General features: G+C 61.7%; 19 protein-coding genes. 8 read left to right on the top strand and 11 right to left on the bottom strand.

Annotation, left to right across the window (positions count from 1 at the left end):
* Nucleotides 1–9: 9 nt before the first annotated feature.
* Nucleotides 10–219 (bottom strand): cold-shock protein, encoded by a 210-nt coding sequence (locus tag QNH97_RS05460; RefSeq protein WP_283555945.1) that lies wholly within the window; start codon nt 217–219, stop codon nt 10–12.
* A 225-nt stretch (nt 220–444) separates the two neighbouring features.
* Between QNH97_RS05460 and plsB the strand changes: the two genes are divergently transcribed.
* The 3 genes from plsB to QNH97_RS05445 are packed head-to-tail and all read left to right on the top strand — an operon-like array spanning nt 445 to nt 4,120.
* A complete protein-coding gene (plsB, locus tag QNH97_RS05455; protein WP_283555944.1) occupies nt 445–2,946 on the top strand; it encodes a glycerol-3-phosphate 1-O-acyltransferase PlsB in 2,502 nt (833 codons plus the stop codon).
* A gap of 53 nt (nt 2,947–2,999) precedes the next feature.
* Complete coding sequence (locus QNH97_RS05450) at nt 3,000–3,398, top strand: YbaY family lipoprotein (RefSeq protein WP_283555943.1); 399 nt, start codon at nt 3,000–3,002, stop codon at nt 3,396–3,398.
* A gap of 32 nt (nt 3,399–3,430) precedes the next feature.
* Nucleotides 3,431–4,120, top strand: a complete 690-nt coding sequence (locus QNH97_RS05445; RefSeq protein ID WP_283555942.1) for a DUF4197 domain-containing protein — start codon at nt 3,431–3,433, stop codon at nt 4,118–4,120.
* A gap of 135 nt (nt 4,121–4,255) precedes the next feature.
* On the opposite strand, the gene QNH97_RS05440 is transcribed toward QNH97_RS05445, so the two are convergent.
* Both QNH97_RS05440 and QNH97_RS05435 read right to left on the bottom strand, forming a co-directional pair.
* Nucleotides 4,256–7,321: an efflux RND transporter permease subunit gene (locus QNH97_RS05440; RefSeq protein ID WP_283555941.1), complete on the bottom strand. Its 3,066-nt coding sequence runs from the start codon at nt 7,319–7,321 to the stop codon at nt 4,256–4,258.
* Between the two features lie 6 nt (nt 7,322–7,327).
* The gene (locus QNH97_RS05435; RefSeq protein WP_283555940.1) at nt 7,328–8,428 is read right to left on the bottom strand and encodes an efflux RND transporter periplasmic adaptor subunit; all 1,101 of its coding nucleotides are present in this window, start codon (nt 8,426–8,428) and stop codon (nt 7,328–7,330) included.
* A 94-nt stretch (nt 8,429–8,522) separates the two neighbouring features.
* Here QNH97_RS05435 and QNH97_RS05430 point away from each other — a divergent pair, with 94 nt between their 5' ends.
* Entirely contained in the window at nt 8,523–9,158 is a 636-nt protein-coding gene (locus QNH97_RS05430) for a TetR/AcrR family transcriptional regulator (protein ID WP_283555939.1), read from the top strand.
* A 126-nt stretch (nt 9,159–9,284) separates the two neighbouring features.
* On the opposite strand, the gene QNH97_RS05425 is transcribed toward QNH97_RS05430, so the two are convergent.
* Nucleotides 9,285–10,067, bottom strand: a complete 783-nt coding sequence (locus QNH97_RS05425) for a class I SAM-dependent methyltransferase (protein ID WP_283555938.1) — start codon at nt 10,065–10,067, stop codon at nt 9,285–9,287.
* 108 nt (nt 10,068–10,175) lie between these two features.
* On the opposite strand from QNH97_RS05425, the gene QNH97_RS05420 reads away from it, so the two are divergent.
* On the top strand, nt 10,176–10,796 hold the full coding sequence (locus tag QNH97_RS05420; protein WP_283555937.1) for an energy transducer TonB: 621 nt from the start codon (nt 10,176–10,178) through the stop codon (nt 10,794–10,796).
* Between the two features lie 3 nt (nt 10,797–10,799).
* Here QNH97_RS05420 and QNH97_RS05415 read toward each other — a convergent pair whose 3' ends face one another.
* The 7 genes from QNH97_RS05415 to ppc all read right to left on the bottom strand — a co-directional run bounded on the left by QNH97_RS05415 (nt 10,800) and on the right by ppc (nt 18,312).
* On the bottom strand, nt 10,800–11,498 hold the full coding sequence (locus QNH97_RS05415) for an extensin-like domain-containing protein (RefSeq protein ID WP_283555936.1): 699 nt from the start codon (nt 11,496–11,498) through the stop codon (nt 10,800–10,802).
* A 16-nt stretch (nt 11,499–11,514) separates the two neighbouring features.
* On the bottom strand, nt 11,515–12,336 hold the full coding sequence (locus tag QNH97_RS05410) for an isocitrate lyase/PEP mutase family protein (RefSeq protein WP_283555935.1): 822 nt from the start codon (nt 12,334–12,336) through the stop codon (nt 11,515–11,517).
* Nucleotides 12,337–12,369: 33 nt separating this feature from the next.
* The gene (locus QNH97_RS05405; RefSeq protein WP_283555934.1) at nt 12,370–13,230 is read right to left on the bottom strand and encodes a DUF72 domain-containing protein; all 861 of its coding nucleotides are present in this window, start codon (nt 13,228–13,230) and stop codon (nt 12,370–12,372) included.
* Nucleotides 13,230–13,538 carry a hypothetical protein gene (locus QNH97_RS05400; RefSeq protein ID WP_283555933.1) on the bottom strand — a complete coding sequence of 103 codons (309 nt, stop codon included), beginning with the start codon at nt 13,536–13,538 and terminating at the stop codon, nt 13,230–13,232. Before QNH97_RS05400 ends, QNH97_RS05405 begins: the two co-directional genes overlap by 1 nt.
* A 431-nt stretch (nt 13,539–13,969) precedes the next feature.
* On the bottom strand, nt 13,970–14,647 hold the full coding sequence (tsaB, locus tag QNH97_RS05395) for a tRNA (adenosine(37)-N6)-threonylcarbamoyltransferase complex dimerization subunit type 1 TsaB (RefSeq protein WP_283555932.1): 678 nt from the start codon (nt 14,645–14,647) through the stop codon (nt 13,970–13,972).
* 94 nt (nt 14,648–14,741) lie between these two features.
* A complete protein-coding gene (gene adk / locus QNH97_RS05390; protein ID WP_025212085.1) occupies nt 14,742–15,392 on the bottom strand; it encodes an adenylate kinase in 651 nt (216 codons plus the stop codon).
* A gap of 289 nt (nt 15,393–15,681) precedes the next feature.
* Nucleotides 15,682–18,312: a phosphoenolpyruvate carboxylase gene (gene ppc / locus QNH97_RS05385; RefSeq protein WP_283555931.1), complete on the bottom strand. Its 2,631-nt coding sequence runs from the start codon at nt 18,310–18,312 to the stop codon at nt 15,682–15,684.
* 191 nt (nt 18,313–18,503) lie between these two features.
* On the opposite strand from ppc, the gene QNH97_RS05380 reads away from it, so the two are divergent.
* The 3 genes from QNH97_RS05380 (at nt 18,504) to lptF (ending at nt 20,387) form a co-directional block, all read left to right on the top strand.
* Nucleotides 18,504–18,848 carry a pilin assembly protein gene (locus QNH97_RS05380; RefSeq protein WP_283555930.1) on the top strand — a complete coding sequence of 115 codons (345 nt, stop codon included), beginning with the start codon at nt 18,504–18,506 and terminating at the stop codon, nt 18,846–18,848.
* 285 nt (nt 18,849–19,133) lie between these two features.
* A complete protein-coding gene (locus QNH97_RS05375; protein WP_283555929.1) occupies nt 19,134–19,547 on the top strand; it encodes a DUF4398 domain-containing protein in 414 nt (137 codons plus the stop codon).
* Between the two features lie 51 nt (nt 19,548–19,598).
* Entirely contained in the window at nt 19,599–20,387 is a 789-nt protein-coding gene (gene lptF, locus QNH97_RS05370; protein ID WP_283557429.1) for a lipotoxin F family OmpA-related lipoprotein LptF, read from the top strand.
* Nucleotides 20,388–20,585: the final 198 nt, after the last annotated feature.

Below are 20,585 nucleotides of genomic sequence, written 5' to 3'. Positions count from 1 at the left end.
GAATGCGGTTTACAACCCCACCACATCCTCAGCCTGCAAGCCCTTCTGCCCTTCCACGACGCCGTACTCGACCTGCTGGCCTTCAGTCAGGGAACGGTGGCCTTCGCCACGGATAGCGCGGTAATGCACAAAAACATCCGCCCCGCCTTCACGCTGAATGAAGCCATAACCCTTGGCGTCGTTGAACCACTTCACACTGCCGGTCTCGCGTGTTGCCATGATGCTCACTCCCATTTCTTATTTTTAAGTCGGCTTTTCGAGGGAAAGCCGTACGAACGTTAGCTACCGTCCGACCGTCCATAAGGGGGCCGTGGCAGTCACTGGCCGAGTATATGACACCCGAAAAAACTCTCAACTGACTTTACTTCGGCGCTTTTTTGCCGATTTTCGACGAATCCTGCACACTACCGACCGCTCAACCCCATTCACTCATGCAGAAGCCGTATGACCCGCTCCCCGTTCCGCCGTCTTGTGTTTGGCACCCTGCGCCGACTGTTGTACCTCTGGGTTCGCTCCGAGACGATCAACCAGTCGTCCTTCACCCTCAACCTCGACCGCAGTCGTCCGGTGTTCTACGTCCTGCAAGATCCTTCGCTCACCGACCTGGCCGTGCTCGACACCGAATGCACCAAGGCTGGCCTGCCGCGTCCGGTGCTGCCGGTCTCGGTGGGTAACCTGTTGGAACCGGCGGCGTTTTTCTACCTGACACCGGCACCGGACTGGCTCGGGCGCCAGGATAAACGTGGCGCGCCGCCGACCCTGACGCGGCTGGTCAACGTCCTGTCCGACAACGCAGCCGAAGATGCACAGATCATCCCGGTCAGCGTGTTCTGGGGCCAGTCGCCCGACAGCGAATCCAGCCCGTGGAAGTTGTTGTTCGCCGACAGTTGGGCCGTCACCGGACGCCTGCGCCGCTTGTTGAGCATCATGATCCTGGGCCGCAAGACCCGCGTGCAGTTCTCCGCGCCGATCCACCTGCGCGAACTGATCGAACACGACAAGGGCCATGAACGCACCGTGCGCATGGCCCAGCGGATCCTGCGGGTGCACTTTCGCAACCTGAAAGCAGCGGTCATCGGCCCGGACATTTCCCACCGCCGCAACCTGGTCAAGGGCCTGCTGAACCAGCCGCTGGTCAAGCAGGCGATTATCGACGAGGCCGAGCGGGAGAAGATCGCCCCGGAAAAAGCCAAGGCCCAGGCCCTGCGCTACGGCAACGAAATCGCCTCGGACTACACCTACACCGCGATCCGCTTCCTGGAAGTGGTGTTGAGCTGGTTCTGGAACAAGATCTACGACGGCATCAAGGTCAACCACATCGAAGGTGTGCAAAACGTCGCCCAGGGCCACGAAGTCATCTACGTGCCGTGCCACCGCAGCCACATCGACTACCTGCTGCTGTCATACCTGCTGTTTCGCAACGGCCTGACCCCGCCGCACATCGCCGCCGGCATCAACCTCAACATGCCGGTCATCGGCGGCCTGCTGCGCCGTGGCGGGGCGTTTTTCATGCGCCGCACCTTCAAGGGCAACCCGCTCTACACCGCCGTGTTCAACGAATACCTGCACACGCTGTTCACCAAGGGTTTTCCGGTGGAGTACTTCGTCGAAGGCGGGCGCTCGCGCACCGGGCGCATGCTGCAACCCAAGACCGGCATGCTCGCCATCACCCTGCGCAGCTTCCTGCGTTCATCGCGCATGCCCATCGTCTTCGTGCCGGTCTACATCGGCTATGAGCGGGTACTGGAGGGCCGTACCTACCTGGGCGAGCTGCGCGGAGCCAGCAAGAAGAAAGAATCGATCTTCGACATCTTCAAGGTCATTGGCGCCCTCAAGCAACGCTTCGGCCAGGTGGCGGTGAACTTCGGCGAACCGATCAAACTGGCGGAATTCCTCGACGGCGAACAACCAGGCTGGCGCCAACAGGAGCTGGGCCCGCAATTCAAGCCGGCCTGGCTCAACGCGACCACCCACCGCCTCGGCGAACGCGTGGCCCGACACCTGAACGAAGCCGCGGCCATCAATCCGGTCAACCTCGTGGCCCTGGCACTGCTGTCCACCAGCCGCCTGGCCCTGGACGACCGCGCCATGGCGCGGGTGCTGGACCTGTACCTGGCGCTGCTGCGCAAAGTGCCGTATTCCCCGCACACCACCCTGCCCGAAGGCGACGGCCAGGCGCTGATCGAGCACGTCAAAGGCATGGACCTGCTCTCGGAACAGAGCGATGCCCTGGGCAAGATTCTGTATCTGGATGAACAGAACGCGGTGCTGATGACCTATTACCGCAACAACGTACTGCACATCTTCGCCCTGCCAGCGCTGCTCGCCAGCTTCTTCCAGAGCAGCTCGCGCATGAGCCGCGAGCAGATCCTGCGCTACACCCACGCCTTGTACCCGTACCTGCAATCGGAGCTGTTCATTCGCTGGTCGCTGGAAGAACTGGACGACGTGGTCGACCAGTGGCTCGAAGCGTTCGTCGAACAAGGCCTGCTGCGTTTCGAAAACGACCTGTACCTGCGCCCGGCGCCGAGTTCGCGGCATTTCGTGCTGCTGACCCTGCTGTCGAAAAGCATCGCCCAGACCTTGCAGCGCTTCTACATGACCGTCTCGCTGCTGCTCAACAGCGGCCAGAACACGGTCAGCGCCGAAGAGCTGGAAGACCTTTGCACAGTCATGGCCCAACGCCTGTCGATCCTGCATGGCCTCAATGCCCCGGAATTCTTCGACAAGAGCCTGTTCCGCCACTTCATCCAGACTATGCTGGACTTGGACGTACTGCGCCGCGACGAAGCCGGCAAGCTCAGCTACCACGAGCTGCTGGGCGAACTGGCCGAAGGCGCGGCCAAGCGGGTGCTGCCGGCGGAAATTCGCCTGTCGATCCGCCAGGTGGCGTTGCATCGCAGTGAAGACGCGGCGGATCAGGTGGCCCCGGTGACGCAGGACTGATTCCCACAGGCGCCAGTTTTTTCTCTGGCGCCCTCAATATGGAAATACGCCAAATGAAAAAACTTCTTCTCATCACCGCCGCCACGCTTCTGAGCGCCTGCTCCAGTGCACCGCTGGCGAGCAAGAACAGCCTCGACGGCGAAGTGTTCTACCTGCAACGCATCGCCCTGCCGCCCACCGCCACCCTGAGCGTGAGCCTGCAGGATGTGTCCCTGGCCGACGCCCCCGCGGTGGTGCTCGATGAGCAGAGCGGTCCGATCAAAGGCCAGGTCCCGCTGCCGTTCCACCTCAGTTATGATCCGGCCCAGGTCAAGCCCGGCCATCGTTATGCCGTAAGCGCCCGTATCGAAGTGGACGGTCAGTTGATGTTCATCACCACCGAACAACACACCGTGCAACTCGATGGCAAAGATCCGCAGCCGTTGAAGATCCGCGTCAACGCCGCACGCTGATTCCTGTTCAATTTCTCTTCAAGGAAGCTGTCATGCTCCGCTCTACCCTCCGTTTCACCGGCCTGTGCGCGGGCCTGTTGATCTGCGCCAATGCCATGGCCCTGTCCCTTGGCGATCTGTCGCAAAAAGACGCCACGGGCGGTCTCAAGGACGCCCTGACCCAAGGCGCCCAAGTGGCGGTCAAGCAACTGGGCACACCCGGCGGTTTCAGCAATAACCCGGAGGTGAAAATCGAACTGCCGGGCAAGCTCGGCAAAGTCGCCAGCAAGATGAAAGCCTTCGGCATGGGCGAGCAGGTCGATCAGTTGGAAACCAGCATGAACCAGGCCGCTGAAGCCGCCGTGGTCCAGGCCCAGCCGATCCTGGTCAATGCGGTGAAGAACATGAGCGTGAACGATGCCAAGGGCATCCTCAGCGGTGGCAAGGACTCGGCCACGCAATACCTGAACAAGAGCAGTCGCGAACAGATCCGCGCCAAGTTCCTGCCCATCGTCAAGCAAGCCACCGACAAGGTCGGCCTGGCGCAGAAATACAATGCCTTCGCCGGCCAGGCCGCGACCTTCGGCGTGCTGGACGCCAAAAGCGCCAACATCGAAAACTACGTGACCGAGCAGGCGCTGGACGGGTTGTTCGAGATGATCGGCAAGCAGGAAGCCACCATTCGCCAGAACCCGGCGGCTGCGGCGACCAGTTTGGCGAAGAAAGTATTCGGTACTCTCTAAACCCCAACCCAAAACAACTGTGGGAGCGAGCTTGCTCGCGATGGCGGTGTAACAGTCAACAGAGATGTTGAAGCTGATACCGCTATCGCGAGCAAGCTCGCTCCCACATTGGTTTGCGGGGTCAGAGGATCAAGGTCAGGTCTTCTTGACCCTGAACCACGCCGCATACAACGCCGGCAAAAACAGCAACGTCAGCGCCGTCGCCACGATCAGCCCGCCCATGATCGCCACGGCCATCGGACCGAAGAACAGGCTGCGCGACAGCGGGATCATCGCCAATACCGCCGCCAGCGCGGTGAGCACAATCGGGCGGAAGCGGCGTACCGTCGCTTCGATGATCGCCTGCCAGGGTGCGAGCCCGGCCTTGATGTCCTGTTCAATCTGGTCCACCAGGATCACCGAGTTGCGCATGATCATCCCCGACAGCGCGATGGTGCCCAACATGGCGACGAAACCGAACGGCTGGCGGAACGCCAGTAGAAACAGCGTGACACCGATCAACCCCAGGGGCGCCGTGAGAAACACCATGACCGTACGTGAGAAACTGCGCAGTTGCAGCATCAGCAACGTCAGCACCACCACGATGAACAGCGGCACTCCGGCATTTACCGATTTTTGCCCGCGAGCCGAATCCTCTACCGTACCGCCCACTTCCAATAGATAACCATCCGGCAATTCTGCGCGAATCGGGTCCAGGGTCGGGAAGATCTGCTGCACCAGGGTCGCAGGTTGTTCCTTGCCGTAGATATCGGCGCGCACGGTCACGCTCGGCAGACGATTGCGGTGCCAGATCACGCCCTCTTCGAAGCCGTACTCCAGCGTCGCGATCTGCGACAGCGCAACGCTTTTACCATTGTCGGTGGGCACCGCCAGGCTCGGCAGCAGCGACAGTTCGGTGCGCTCGTGCACCGTGCCGCGCAGCAGGATTTCGATCAATTCGTTGTCCTCCCGGTACTGGCTGACGCTGGACCCGGTGAGAGAACTTTGCAGGAAGCTCGACAGATTGGCCGTGCTCACGCCCAAGGCCCGGGCACGGTCCTGATCGACATTCAGGTACACCACTTTGCTCGGTTCTTCCCAATCCAGATGCACGTTCGCCACGTAGGGGTTTTCTCGAACCTTGGTCGCCACTTTCCGTGCCAGGGCCCGGACTACTTCGATGTGCTCACCGGTCACACGGAACTGCACCGGGTAGCCCACGGGCGGACCGTTTTCCAGGCGCGTGACCCGCGAGCGCAAGGTCGGGAATTGTTCGTTCAACGTGGTGATCAACCAACCGCGCAAAGTCTCACGATCTTCGATGGTCTTGGCCAACACCACGAACTGGGCGAAGCTCGACGCCGGCAGCTGTTGATCCAGCGGCAGGTAAAAACGCGGTGACCCGGTGCCTACGTAAGCCACATAGTTGTCGATGCCCGCACGGTCCTTGAGCAGTGCTTCAAGGCGCTCGACCTGCTCGGCGGTGTTACTCAGGGAGGCGCCTTCGGCCAGTTTCAGATCGACCATCAACTCCAGTCGCCCCGACGCCGGGAAAAACTGCTGCGGCACAAAACGGAACAGCACTACCGACCCCACGAACAACAGCACGGTCAGCGTAATGACGGTTTTACGCCGACGCACGCACCACTCCACCAACCGCCGGACCCGCTGATAAAACGGCGTGCCGTAAGGGTCGGTCTGGCCATCACTGGTGCCGTGTTTGGCCGCATGGATTTTCGCCAGGTCCGGCAGGAGCTTTTCCCCCAGGTACGGCACGAACACCACGGCGGCCACCCAGGAAGCCAGCAGCGCCAGGGTCACGACCTGGAAAATCGACCGGGTGTATTCGCCGGTGCCGGATTGCGCAGTGGCAATCGGCAGGAAACCCGCCGCCGTGATCAACGTACCGGTGAGCATCGGGAACGCCGTGCTGGTCCAGGCGTAGCTGGCGGCCTTGATCCGGTCGAAGCCCTGCTCCATCTTGATCGCCATCATCTCCACCGCGATGATCGCATCATCCACCAGCAGCCCCAGCGCCAATACCAGCGCTCCGAGGGAGATCTTGTGCAGGCCGATCCCCAGGTAGTACATCGCGGCGAAGGTCATCGCCAGCACCAGCGGAATCGCCAGCGCCACCACCATCCCGGTGCGCAATCCGAGGGAGAAGAAACTCACCAGCAACACAATCGTCAGCGCTTCGACCAAGACCTGGACGAACTCGCCGACGCCGGTTTTCACGGCCGCTGGCTGGTCCGAAACTTTGCGCAGTTGCATGCCGGCCGGAAGGTTGTTCTGCAGACGGGCAAACTCGACTTCGAGGGCCTTGCCGAGGACCAGGATGTCGCCGCCCTGCTTCATGGCCACAGCCAGGCCGATAGCATCTTCGCCCATGAAGCGCATGCGGGGCGCCGGCGGATCATTGAAGCCGCGATGCACCTCTGCCACATCGCCGATGCGGAAGGTGCGATCGGCCACACGGATTGGAAAGTTGCGAATATCTTCTACTGTCTGAAAGTTCCCTGAAACCCGTAGCTGCAGTCGCTCGCTAGCGGTTTCGAAGAAGCCCGCGGTCGACACCGCATTCTGCGCTTCAAGGGCTTGCTGGACCGTCGCCAAAGGTAAACCAAGGGTCGCCAGCTTGACGTTCGACAGCTCGATCCAGATTTTTTCGTCCTGCAAACCAAGCAGTTCGACCTTGCCCACATCCTTGACCCGTTGCAGCTGGATCTGGATGCGGTCGGCGTAATCCTTGAGCACCGCGTAGTCGAATCCATCGCCGGTCAGCGCGTAGATATTGCCGAAGGTGGTGCCGAACTCATCGTTGAAAAACGGCCCCTGGATGCCCGGGGGCAAGGTGTGGCGGATGTCGCTGATCTTCTTGCGGATCTGGTACCAAAGCTCGGGAATCTGCACCGAATGCAGGGAATCGCGAGCTATGAAGGTCACCTGGGATTCACCCGGGCGGGAGAACGAGACGATCTTTTCGTAATCGCCGGTTTCCATCAGCTTCTTTTCGATGCGTTCGGTCACCTGGCGCGAGACTTCTTCGGCCGTGGCTCCTGGCCAGTTGGTCCGGATGACCATGGCTTTGAAGGTGAACGGCGGGTCTTCACTCTGGCCGAGCTTGGTGTAGGAAAGCGCACCGACGACGGCCAGCAACAGCATCAGGAACAGTACGATCTGGCGATTACGCAGTGCCCATTCGGAAAGATTGAAACCCATCGGGGATTACTCCTTGGTCGTCAGGTTGACGACGCGGTTGGAGCGATCCACCGGCCGCACCTGCTGGCCGTCGAGGAGCACATGCACCCCGGCTGCCACGACCCAATCATCCGGGCCCAGGCCTTCCAGCACCGGAATGGTTTTTTCGCCGAAGGCGCCGACGCGCACCGGGACTTTTTTCAGGGTGTTGTTGGCGTTGAGTACCCAGACATAAGTCGCGCCGTTTTCGGCGGTCAGGGCCGATAGCGGCACCGACAGCGAGACCTTGTCGGCGGACTGGATAAATACCCGGGCGCTCTGGCCCAACTCAGCCGGAACGCTGCCAGCGGTGAACGCGACACGGGCGGCGAAGGTGCGAGACTTGGGGTCGGCAGCCGGCGAGAGTTCGCGGATGCGCCCGCTGAAACGCTGGTCGGGCTGGCTCCACAGTTCGACCGAGACCGGCTGGCCAATCTTGAACCGGCCGAAACTCTGCTCCGGCAAGTCGATCAGTACTTCACGCTCACCGTCGGTGGCCAGCGTGAAGACGGTTTGCCCCGCCGACACCACCTGCCCGACTTCCACAGAACGCCGGGCAACCACGCCATCCTGAGGGGCACGCAGTACCGCGTAGCTGGCCTGATTATTGGCGACATCGAACTCGGCCTTGATCTGCTTGAGTCGCGCAGCGCCAGAGCGGTAGAGGTTTTCGGCATTGTCGTATTGTGAGCGGCTGACCATCTGCCGCTCCATCAAGGTCTTGTAGCGATCACGCTCGGCGCGCACCAGGTTCAGGTTGGCCTCGGCGGCGGCAACCTGGGCGCGGGTGGCCTCCAGTTGCAGGCGCACATCCTCGGGGTCGAGTTCGGCCAACGCCTGATTGGCTTTGACCCGCTGGCCCTCTTCGACCAGTCGTCGGCTCACTTTGCCACCGATGCGGAAGGCCAGGTCGGGCTCGAAACGTGCGCGCACCTCGCCGGGATAACTGTCCATCGCCTGGGCCGAAGGCTGTGGTTTGACCACCATGACGGGGCGCACGGCTACCGACACCGGCTCGTCATGACCACACGCAGACAATAAAAAAACCAGGCTGACTGGCAGGGCGAGGGACAACGCATAGCGGAACATGACGAGTAACCTTTCGCTAATGGTGCTTGGAATAATTATACTGGCGAGTATGTTATTAATAGCAAACTCACCAGTCCAGTATTAAAAGCGAAGAATGTCGAACAATCTTTCACCTCCCAACGGCCCTGGCCGTCCGAAGGACCTGGCCAAACGCCAAGCCATTCTCGACGCGGCCAAAAAACTGTTCCTGAGCCTGGGTTATGCCAGCACCAGCATGGACGCCGTCGCCGCCGAGGCGGGCGTGTCTAAGCTGACGGTCTACAGCCACTTCAACGACAAGGAAACGCTGTTTTCCGCTGCCGTCCTGGCCAAGTGCGAAGAACAGGTGCCGCCGCTGTTTTACGAATGGCCTGACGGCGTGCCGATTGAAAACGTGCTGTTGAACATTGCCCGTGGCTTTAACCAACTGATCAACAGCGACGAATCGGTGAACCTGCATCGGCTGATCATGGCCCTGGGCAGCCAGGACCCGAAGCTCTCGACGATTTTCTACGAAGCCGGCCCCCAGCGGATGCTCTCGGGCATGGAGCGGCTGCTGAGCAAGGTCAACCAAAGCGGCGCCCTGAGCATCGACAAACCGCGCAATGCCGCCGAGCACTTTTTTTGCCTGATCAAGGGCGCGGCGAATTTCAGGCTGTTGTTCGGCTGCGGCCCGCGACTGGAAGGCGACGCGGCCGAGGCCCATGTGCGGGAAGTAGTGGAGTTGTTTGTGCGGGCGTATCGGTCTTAGCTCGGCCCGGTAGCCTTTCGCTAGCTGGAAGGGCCTCATCGCGAGCAAGCTCGCTCCCACAGGGTTTGATGAACGCAACAGATCCAATGTGGGAGCGAGCTTGCTCGCGATGCAGGCGACGCGGTCTCAGGACTTGAGCGCTTTCTTGGGGTAGATGTCATACCGGCTGGATTTGCCATCGAGGCCATGACTCGGCTTCGGCCCTTCGATGCACGGGGCCTTGCGTGGGCGCTTGACCACCACCCGATGAGTCGCCAGGGCGAGGGCCGCGGCCAGCAGTGCCGGGGCATCCTGGTCATCGCCTACCAGGGGCCGGAACAGGCGCATTTCCTTCTTCACCAGGGCGGTTTTCTCGCGATGGGGAAACATCGGGTCCAGGTAGATCACTTGGGGCGGCTCGCCCTCCCAGTTGCGCATCACCTCGATGGAGTTGCCCTTGAGCAAGCGCATGCGCGCCACGATGGGCGCCACGTCGAAATCCTCCGCCGCGCGGGCCAGGCCGTCTTCCAGCAGCGCTCCAATCAGCGGCTGGCGCTCGATCAGGCTCATTTCACACCCCAGGCTAGCCAGCACGAACGCATCCTTGCCCAGTCCGGCCGTGGCATCCAGCACCCGCGGACGCACTCCCTGGGCGATCCCGACCGCCTTGGCGATCATCTGGCCACTGCCGCCACCGTACAGCCGACGATGAGCCGCACCGCCCTCGACGAAGTCCACCCGCACCGGCCCCGGCGCGTCCGGGCCCAACTGCTGCAATTGCAGCCCTTGCTCGCCGACCTGCAAGGCAAACTCGCCATCGTCCACTTGCAAAGGCAGGCCAAGCCGCTCGGCCCACTGCTCGGCCTGGGGCTGGAAGGCAGGGGCCAAGGCTTGGACATGGATGCGGCAGGCCGCCGGTTGCTCACTCATGGAAGTTGTTCATTCAGGGAAACATGCTCAAAAAATTAATGATCGGTAAAAACGGCCGATAACAAAGGTGAACGGCATTTTGCCAGAGCTGAGCGTCGACCGAGAAAAATGTCAGACATTCAATCCACATCGATAGGCGTTATCTCCCCTTACGGCGATTACAGCCTGCGAAACACCCAAGCCCTGAGCGGCGTCAGTCACCTGTGGCAGGATTTTTTTGCCCGGGCCCTGGCCGATCAACTGGGTGATAACGCTCCGGCGCCTGGCAGCTACCAGCCCGTCGCCCTCGATGAAGCGGTTGAACCGACCCTCGGCGCCGAACTGCTGGAACACATCGTCAGCCAGCGCACCTGCGAAGTCACCGAAACCCCGGTCAAACCGCCTGAGCCGCTGTTCCTGCCCATCGCCGAATTCGAACTCGACCTGCTGGACAAGCCTTTCCCGCCCTTCCCGCCGGAAGAAATCGCCGCCCAACAAAAACAGCAGACCTTCGAGAGCCACTGGGTTCGCCCGCTCGTCCTCGCCGCCGGCCAACCGCTGCCTGAACCCGGCCCGGCGCCGCAGCCGCGCCCACTGCACCTGCCGATTGCCGAGTTCGAACTCGACCTGCTGGACAAGCCCTTCCCACCGTTCCCGGAAGAAGAGCTGGTGGCACAACAGAAACAATTGGACTTCGACACCCGCTGGGCACGCCCGATCGTGCTGCAGAACCTGCGCATCGCCGCCTGATCCTCAACGACAGATCCACCATGGCCCGACATCCAGATGAAAATGGTTGCGGTGCGCCGCGTTGTAATCCGGACTCAAGACCACACTGAACATCTCGCAGGCGCCCTCGCGCACCTGTCGCAGAAACCGCGCATCGGCGTTGTCCTTCGGCCAGTCCCTGAGCACGCTGACCGTGCGGCCATCAGCCAGGCGAAACCCGGCGATATCCAACGCACTGGCCGTGGCGTGCTGGCTGCGCGCCCCACTTTCCCGACCGTACATGTTGCGACAGGCAAAACTGCCGAGGTGATCGACCCGCGTCACTTTCTGTCCATAGGTCGCCGCTGCCGCCGGTTGTAGCGCATGACGCTCGAACAGCGCGAACGCCACCGCCAATGGACAACTGGCGAGGAAACTGCTGCTCAGTGCCACCTCACCTCCCTGCACCCTCAACACGTTGGTCAACGGGCACGACGTATTGGCGCCACTGTCGGCCTGGCGAGCGGTCCGCAGTCCCGCGGTGGCGAGGGCCTGGTCACACAGCTGCGGATCGTTGCGCAGGGCCATGAGCTTGTAGCGGGTCAGCAGGTTGGGTGGCTGGTTGACGTCCAGGGGCGCCCAGGGATTCCATTGTGGCGGCAGCGACAGCCAGCCACGCCATACCGCCAGCGCGGCGAAGCCAACGATCAGCGCCACGACTATTAAACCTTTCAAAAACCGCACGACACTGCCTCGGGCATCAACCCTTGAATAATTGGTTAGCCTGTTTGAACGGCATCGAGCGACGGGTGAACGTGAACGTGCCCTGCTGCTGGATTTCCTCGGCGGCGCGGAAAAATTCGCCATACGCGGCCAAGGCCAGGGCCGATCCGACGCTGATGCGCTTGACCCCCAGTTCGCTCAATTGCGTCACCGTCAGGTCCAGCGCCCCGGACATCAACACATTCACCGGCTTCGGCGCCACGGCCTGCACCACTGCGAGCACTTGTTTGGCCGAACTCAGCCCCGGCGCGTAGAGCACGTCGGCGCCGGCATCAGCGAACGCCTTCAGGCGGCGAATCGTGTCATCCAGATCGGGATTGCCGTGCAGGAAATTCTCCGCCCGGGCGGTCAGCAGGAAGGGATACGGCAAGCTGCGCACCGCGTCAGCAGCGGCTTTGACCCGTGCCACCGCATGCTCGAAGCAATAGATCGGGTTGTCTTCGCGCCCCGTGGCATCTTCGATGGAGCCCCCCACCGCGCCGGCGTGCGCCGCACGCAGCAGGTTACGGGCGCATTCCTCGGGCGCGTCGGCAAAACCGTTCTCCAGGTCGACCGCCACTGGCAGATCGGTGGCGGCGACAATCGCCCGTACGTTGGCCAGGGTGTCTTCCAGCCCCAATGCACCATCAGGCCGTGCCAGGGAAAAAGCGTGGCCGGCACTGGTCGTTGCCAAGGCCTCGAAGCCGAGGCTGGCCAGCATCTTGGCGGAACCGGCGTCCCACGGATTGGGAATGACAAAAGCCCCTTCGCGTTCGTGCAGGGCCTTGAACGCCTGGGCTCGACGGGTTTGCGCATCCATTTGGTTCGCTCCTGGGCAGAGAGGGATCAGGCCTCAGAGCAAACCCAGTTGCTCGGCGGCGGGCTCTCTATATAGCTCAGGCAGGGCCGGCAAGCCAGGCAAACGACTCATCAAGCGGCGGTGAAAGTGCTGCGCGAGTTTTGCCGCCAACAGGTTGTCGGCGGTGTGCAGGAAGATGTAAGGCGTGCGACCTTCTTCGATCCACCCGGCGATTTTTTCTACCCAGGGCGTCAGGAAAGGCTCGTTGGCCTCCAACACCGGATGGCCGATGAAGCGCACCTGCGGGCATTGGGTGAAGGCGGTCGGCCGGGGTGGCACGCGGGGCTTTTTCGATTGTGCATGGAGCACGGCAGGGTCGGTCGAGGTGCAACTGAACAACGCCCGGGGATCGAGGCAGATGCGCTCGACGCCGCGGTCGAGCAACAGGCGATTGAGGCGCCGTTCGGCATCGCCCTTGGCAAAGAACTCATCGTGGCGCACTTCTACGGCCAACGGCCGCTCGAAGGCGTCGATGAAACCTGCCAACTCGGGCAATCGATTGGGGGTAAAGGCCTTGGATAATTGCAGCCAGAAGGGTGAAACCCGCTCACCCAGGGGGCTGAGCAATTGCACGAAGGTTTCGGTGGCTGTCAGACGCTCGCGCAAGTCACCATTGTGGCTGATGTCTCCGGGCAACTTGGCAGTGAAGCGAAAATGCCCGGGCATGGTCTCGGCCCAACGCTGGACGATGGCCGCAGAGGGACTGGCGTAGAAAGTCGTATTGCCTTCCACGGCATTGAACACTTGGGAATAGAGATTCAGGAAGTCGGAGGTTTTTGCGTCCTGGGGATAAAGATAATCACGCCAGGCGTTTTCGCTCCAGGACGGGCAGCCCAGGTAATAAGGCAACACCATCAGATGTAGAGGTCGAGTCCCAGCACTTCCATATCCCAATCGACGAAACCGGCGGTGCTCAGGTAGCTGGCCAGGGCCGTGGCCACGCTGCGGCTCATGGAACGGTGATACAGCATGTCTTGCTGACGGGCGGGAAGATTGCTCAGGCGTTGCGCGGAGGCTTTGGCGGCACGGGCGGCCAGTTGCTCTTCAGACGGAAATTCCAGTTCGCCTTCGATGTCATCAAAAGACTCAGACTCGGCGGTTTTGCCTGCACGAGGCTTGCGCTTGATGGGGTAGGACTGGGATGGAACGCCGTCTATACGCATAACAGAATGCTCGGTATCAATGATGGCAATTTAGCGGCACTTTCACAGCCGCGCAAATGCGCAAGTGATAACTAGAACACATAAAGCCAAAAAGGTTTAAAAACGGGCGGAAAAAGTGACGACTGGTGATTTTCGGCGTGACTTTTGGGGGAGGAAATGACTTTTGAAGATGAGGTAGATGACTCTGTGGGATGCGGATGTATGTAGAGTACAGATCACTTTTGTGGCGAGGGAGCTTGCTCCCGCTCGAGTGCGCAGCGCTCGCCAGATGGATAGACCTGCACACCAATGTAGGGGGCCGCTGCGCGCCCCAGCGGGAGCAAGCTCCCTCGCCACAACGCTGCCCGCTTGAGAATGCAGTCAAGCCTGGGTTTATTGGAGCAAGCTCCTTGCCACCACACCGCCGCTTGGGAATGCGGTCAACCCTGGGCTTATCGCTCGGATTTCGGCGTCGCGACCTTATCCCGCAGGTACACCGGTTGCGCATCATCGGCTGGGATGGCTTCGCCGCGTGCCCAGGCGAAGCGGGCCAGGGCGAGCAGGTCTTCGGCGTGGGGCAGCAGGGTGGCGTCCTGGCCGCTGAGGTTGACGGCTATTCGCTCGCCGTAGCCCCAACCGGTGCCGGCGCCGAACCAGTCACCGTCGGCCCCGCTCGGTAACGCTGCGGCTTCGGGTGGCAGTACCGCCTCAGCACCGACCAGACGCATCTCGCCGTCGGTTTCGCGGTAGCAGCCCCAATACACCTCGTCCATCCGCGCATCGATGGCCGCCGCGACTTGCCGGGCGCCTTGTTCGCGCAAGGCGCGCTGGGCCAGCACCGCCAGGTTCGACACCGGCAACACCGGGCGCTCCAACGCAAACGCCAGCCCCTGCACCACACCGATGGCGATGCGCACGCCGGTAAAAGCCCCCGGTCCACGGCCAAAGGCAATCGCATCCACCGCCTGCAAGGTGGTCCCGGCATCGCTGAGCAATTGCTGGATCATCGGCAGCAGCTTTTGCGCATGCAGGCGCGGGATCACCTCGTAATGGCTCGTGACCTTGCCGTCGTGCAGCAAGGCAACGGAGCAAGCTTCAGTCGCGGTGTCCAGGGCCAGCAAGGTGCTCATCGATGTGTCCGTAAATCAGGTGGGAAAAAAGTGCGCCAGTATAAACAACTACGGCCCGCAAGCGGGCCGTAGTTCATGCAGCTGATCAGACTTTTCAGCTCAGCGCTTCGAGCACCTTGCCGGTGATCGCATCGACCGAACCAACGCCCGGGATGTGGCTGTATTTCGGCTTGCCGTGAGTCTTGGCCGACAGTTCCTGGTAGAACGCCACCAGCGGCTTGGTCTGGGAATGGTAGACCGACAGGCGATGACGCACGGTTTCTTCAGTGTCGTCCTTGCGCTGCACCAGGTCTTCGCCGGTGACGTCGTCCTTGCCGGCGGTTTTCGGCGGATTGTAGACGGTGTGGTAGACACGGCCGGACGGCTCGTGGACACGACGACCGGCGATGCGCTGGACGATCTCTTCGTCGTCGACGGCGATCTCGACCACGTGATCGAGCTCCACGCCGGCTTCTACCAGAGCTTCGGCCTGGGGAATGGTGCGCGGGAAACCGTCGAACAGAAAGCCGTTGACGCAATCGGCTTGAGCGATGCGATCTTTGACCAGGGCAATGATCAGGTCATCCGACACCAGGCCGCCGGCATCCATGATGCTCTTGGCCTTGACGCCCAGCTCGGTGCCCGCCTTGACCGCGGCACGCAGCATGTCGCCAGTGGAGATTTGCGGGATACCGAATTTTTCGGTGATGAACTTTGCCTGAGTACCTTTACCGGCCCCGGGAGCTCCCAGCAGAATGACGCGCATCGATGTGCTCCTCAATTTTTTTATGTAAACGCTCGGATTCGCCTCGTGGGGCCAATCTCGGAAAACAGGATCGTGACCGCCCAAACGGCCAAAGGCTGATCAAGATACACAGCAGGCCCGACCCACACAAGCCGCCGAAAGTCGGAGGAACCCGCGCCCGCTACGACCTTCGAAGGAGGTGGCGAGAGGCGCAACCGGACCACAAACTGTCGCCCGACTGACCTGTTCCCTCCCCTCCAGGACCACGCCCGGAGACGCCGGGCGGGCCGTTTCGGTGCGCCGCTTAACCTTAGCCGGTATTGCGCAAACCGGCGGCAATCCCCGCCACAGACACGAGCAACGCCTGTTCTACGGGGCTGCCCTGGGCCACATCCTGCTGCCGCGAGCGTGCCAGCAGTTCGGCTTGCAACAGGTGCAACGGATCGAGGTAGGTGTTGCGCAGGCGAATGAATTCGAGCGTGGCAGGGCTATGTGCCAGTAGCTGCGACTGACCGGTCAACCCCAGGACCACGGAGCACGCCTGCGACAATAGGTCGCGTAAATGCGCACCCAACGGTAGCAGTCCAGGCTCCACCAAACGCTCATCGTAGGAGCGGGCAATGTCAGCGTCAGCCTTGGCAAGCACCATCTCCAGCATATCGATGCGGGTACGGAAGAACGGCCACTGCTCGCGCATCTGCCCCAGCAGCTCGCCTTCACCCCGTTCCAGAGCCTTGCTCAGGGCGGTTTCCCAGCCGAGCCAGGCCGGCAACATCAGGCGGGTCTGGGTCCAACCGAAGATCCACGGGATCGCCCGCAGGCTTTCGATACCGCCGGCCCGACGCTTGGCCGGCCGACTGCCCAGGGGCAGGCGCCCCAGTTCCTGCTCCGGCGTGGACTGGCGGAAGTACTCGACGAATTGCGGATTCTCGCGCACCACGGCGCGGTAGGCGCTGACGCCGTCGGCGGCCAGTTCGTCCATCAGGTGCCGCCACTGGGGGGTGGGCGGCGGCGGTGGCAGCAAGGTCGCCTCAAGCACGGCGGCAAGGTACAGATTGAGGTTCTGTTCGGCGATGTCCGGCAGGCCGAATTTGAAACGAATCATTTCACCCTGCTCAGTGGTGCGGAAACGCCCGGCCACCGAACCCGGCGGCTGGGACAGGATCGCCGCGTGCGCCGGGCCACCACCACGACCCACGGTGCCGCCACGGCCATGGAACAACAGCAGTTCGACTTGCTGTTCGCGGCAGATGTCCACCAGCCGCTCCTGGGCCCGATACTGCGCCCAGGCCGCCGCTGTGGTCCCGGCGTCCTTGGCCGAATCGGAATAGCCGATCATCACTTCCTGGGGCCCCTGCAACCGTGAGCGATAACCCGGCAACAGCAACAACCGCTCGATCACCGGCCCGGCGTTGTCCAGGTCGGCCAGGGTCTCGAACAGCGGCACCACCCGCATCGGCCGCAACACGCCGGCCTCTTTCAACAGCAGTTGTACAGCCAGCACATCGGAAGCCGCGCCAGCCATGGAGATGACATAGGAACCCAGGGACGCCGCGGGTGCCGCAGCCACTTCGCGGCACGTGGCCAGGACCTCCGCCGTATCGGCCGATGGCTTGAAGTGGGCTGGCAGCAGTGGCCGCCGGTTGTTCAACTCCTCCAGCAAGAAGCCGATACGCTGCTCCTCGCTCCAATCCTCATAGCGACCCAGGCCCAGGTAGTCGGTGATTTCGGTCATGGCGGCCGTGTGGCGCGTCGAGTCCTGGCGCACATCGAGACGCACCAGGAACAACCCGAAGGTCACCGCCCGGCGCAGGCAATCGAGCAGCGGGCCGTCGGCGATCACACCCATGCCGCATTCGTGCAGGGAGTGGTAACACAGCTCCAGGGGATCCAGCAGCTCGCGGTTGTGCTGCAACACATCGGCGGTTGCCGGCGTGGTGTCTTTCAAGGATGCATGGGCCCAGTTGCGGGTGGCGCGCAGGCGTTCACGCAACTGCTTGAGCACGGCCCGATAAGGTTCGGCGCTTTCACCCGCCTGGGCACGCAAGGCCTCGCTGGCGTTTTGCATGGACAACTCGGCGGCCAGTTGATCGACGTCGCGCAGGTACAGATCAGCCGCCATCCACCGGGCCAGCAACAGCACTTCACGGGTCACTGCGGCAGTCACATTCGGGTTGCCGTCACGGTCACCGCCCATCCACGAAGCAAAGCGGATGGGCGCGGCCTCCAACGGCAGGCGCAGCCCGGTGGCGGCGTGCAAAGCCTGGTCGGCCTTGCGCAGGTAATTGGGAATGGCCTGCCACAGTGAATGCTCGATCACCGCAAAGCCCCATTTGGCTTCATCCACGGGGGTCGGCCGGGTCCGGCGGATTTCTTCGGTGTGCCAGGCCTCGGCGATCAGTCGCTGCAGGCGCTCGTGGATGTGCGCGCGCTCGGCGCTGGTCAGGTCGCGGTGGTCCTGGGCCGCCAGCTGCGCGGCGATGGCGTCGTACTTCTGGATCAGCGTGCGACGGGCCACTTCAGTCGGATGGGCCGTGAGAACCAGTTCGATCTCCAGCCGCCCCAATTGCCGCGCCAGGGATTCGGCGCCATGCCCCTCGGCGCGCAACCGGGCGAGCAGCTCGGGCAACACCCGCGCTTCGAACGGTTCCGGCTGCGACTCCTCGCGGCGATGGATCAGTTGGTATTGCTCAGCGATGTTGGCCAGGTTGAGGAACTGGTTGAACGCCCGCGCCACCGGCAGCAATTCGTCCTCGCTCAACTGGTTGAGGCTGGCACTGAGCTCGGCGTCCACGGAGCCGCGTCGGTCAGCCTTGGCGCCCTTGCGGATCTGCTCGATTTTGTCGAGAAACGTGTCCCCGTACTGTTCGCGAATGGTGTTGCCCAGCAGCTCGCCGAGCAGGTGAACATCCTCGCGCAAGCGGGCATCGATATCGGTCATCAGCAGTTCTCCAGCAAAAAGGTCCGGACAGCTATCGGGTTAGACGCATGACCTAGAGAGTGCCGATGCCTGTCGGTTATGACAAGCGACGAAGGGACTTTAAACCTTGTCGGACAAAGCTAGTCTGATAGATAAGCCACACAACGGCTTGTCACTCACCGCCTGCCACGAGCAAGCTTATTGAGGTCATCATGAAAATCCGTGAGCTCGCCCAACACTGGGAAGAAAATGCCAAGGGTCGCCTGACCCAGACTGGCTACACGATTCACCTGGACGTGGAAGCTGCCGCACGGCTGGCGGCAATCTGCGACATGTACCCCAAGCGCCACCCCGAAGAACTGCTGGGCGAGTTGATCGGCGCGGCGTTGGAAGAGCTGGAAGCGAGCTTCCCCTACATCAAGGGTTCGCAAGTGGTAGCCACCGATGAAGAAGGTGACCCGCTGTACGAAGATGTCGGGCCGACCCCGCGTTTTCTCGCCTTGTCCCGCCGCCACCTGCACGAACTCTCCTCGCAAAGCGACAAATCCAAGCACTGATTTTTCCATTACAGATGGCGATACCCGGCGCTGCTAAAGCCTCACCCAGCGCCGGGCATACCGCCGCGCGCCGGGAAAGTTCAGCTTTTTTTAGCATTGACCAATCAGTCAGTAATTCTTTTGGCTATTGGCCATCTTCGCTGAACTTTTGAAAAACGCCTCGGGTCACACCGAGTAACCATACTGGAACAGTCGTTTAAATAAACGCGCCCTGGCGCCAGCGCCAACACAGACGTCAAGGCTTCGGTCCCAGCATGGATCAGTCGTTTTTCAGGAATTTCCCCAATGGAGTTGAAGCCTATGAATACCTGCACTGCCAAACCCTCATCCACTGGCCTGCGCGGCCTGAAGTTGGCTGCCCTGGCTATCGGTAGCAGCTTCATCCTGGCCGGCTGTGCCGGCAATCCACCTTCCGAGCAATACGCCGTGACCCAATCGGCGGTCAACAGCGCGGTCAGCGCCGGTGGTACTGAATTCGCCGCCGTGGAAATGAAGTCGGCCCAAGACAAGCTCAAGCAGGCCGAGATGGCCATGCACGACAAAAAATACGACGAAGCCAAGCGTCTGGCCGAACAGGCCGAATGGGATGCCCGCGTCGCCGAGCGCAAGGCTCAGGCCGCCAAGGCTGAACAAGCACTCAAGGATTCCCAGAAAGGGGTTCAGGAACTGCGTCAGGAAGGCATGAACAAGGTTCAGTAAACCGTTCGCGCCACGACGTACTTCTCATTGTTAAAAGGACGACAGACTATGATGCACAAACACTTGATGATGCCCGCCTTGCTTGCCGCCTGCGTAGCGCTGGCCGCTTGCTCCACCGACCCGAACGCGAACCTGGAACAGGCTCGCACCAACTACAACGGCCTGCAGGCTGACCCCTCAGCCACCAAAGTCGCCGCCTTGGAAACCAAGGACGCAGCTGACTTCCTGGCCAAGGCCGACAAGGCCTATCTGGAGAAGGAAGACGAAGCCAAGGTTGACCAGTTGGCCTATCTGACCAACCAACGCGTTGAAGTGGCCAAGCAGACCATCGCCCTGCGCAACGCCGAAGCCGAACTGAAAAACGCCGGCGACCAGCGCGCTCGTGCATTGCTCGATGCGCGTAATGCACAGATCAAGCAACTGCAGGACAGCCTGAACGCCAAGCAGACCGAACGCGGCACCCTGGTGACTTTCGGCGACGTGCTGTTTGCCACCAACAAGTCCGACTTGCGCTCCAGCGGCTTGGTCAATGTGAACAAACTGGCTCAGTTCCTTCAGGAAAACCCGGACCGCAAGGTGATCATCGAAGGTTACACCGACAGTACCGGTTCGGATTCCTACAACCAGTCGCTGTCGGAGCGCCGCGCGGGTTCCGTGCGCACCGAGCTGGTGAAGATGGGCGTCGACCCGGCCCGCATCGTGACCCAGGGTTATGGCAAGGAATTCGCGGTGGCCGACAACAACAGCGTCTCTGGCCGCGCCATGAACCGTCGGGTGGAAGTGACCATTTCCAACGACAACCAACCCGTCGCCCCGCGTTCGACCATGAGCGCCAATTGATCGGTTGAGTGCAACTGAAAAGCCCCGTCTGAGTTAATCAGGCGGGGCTTTTTCATGGACGAATATGTTTGGCTGTACACATTCCCTGTGGGAGCGAGCTTGCTCGCGATGGCGGCAGGTCAGTCAATACAGCTGTGAATGATCCACCGCTTTCGCGAGCAGGCTCGCTCCCACAGTGGAATTGTGGTGTCCTTGGGA

The sequence above is a fragment of the Pseudomonas sp. G2-4 genome (genome assembly GCF_030064125.1).
In the GTDB taxonomy this organism is placed as follows: domain Bacteria; phylum Pseudomonadota; class Gammaproteobacteria; order Pseudomonadales; family Pseudomonadaceae; genus Aquipseudomonas.
The sequence above is the reverse complement of the archived record's forward strand: the minus strand, read 5'-3'. Positions and strand labels throughout refer to the sequence as shown.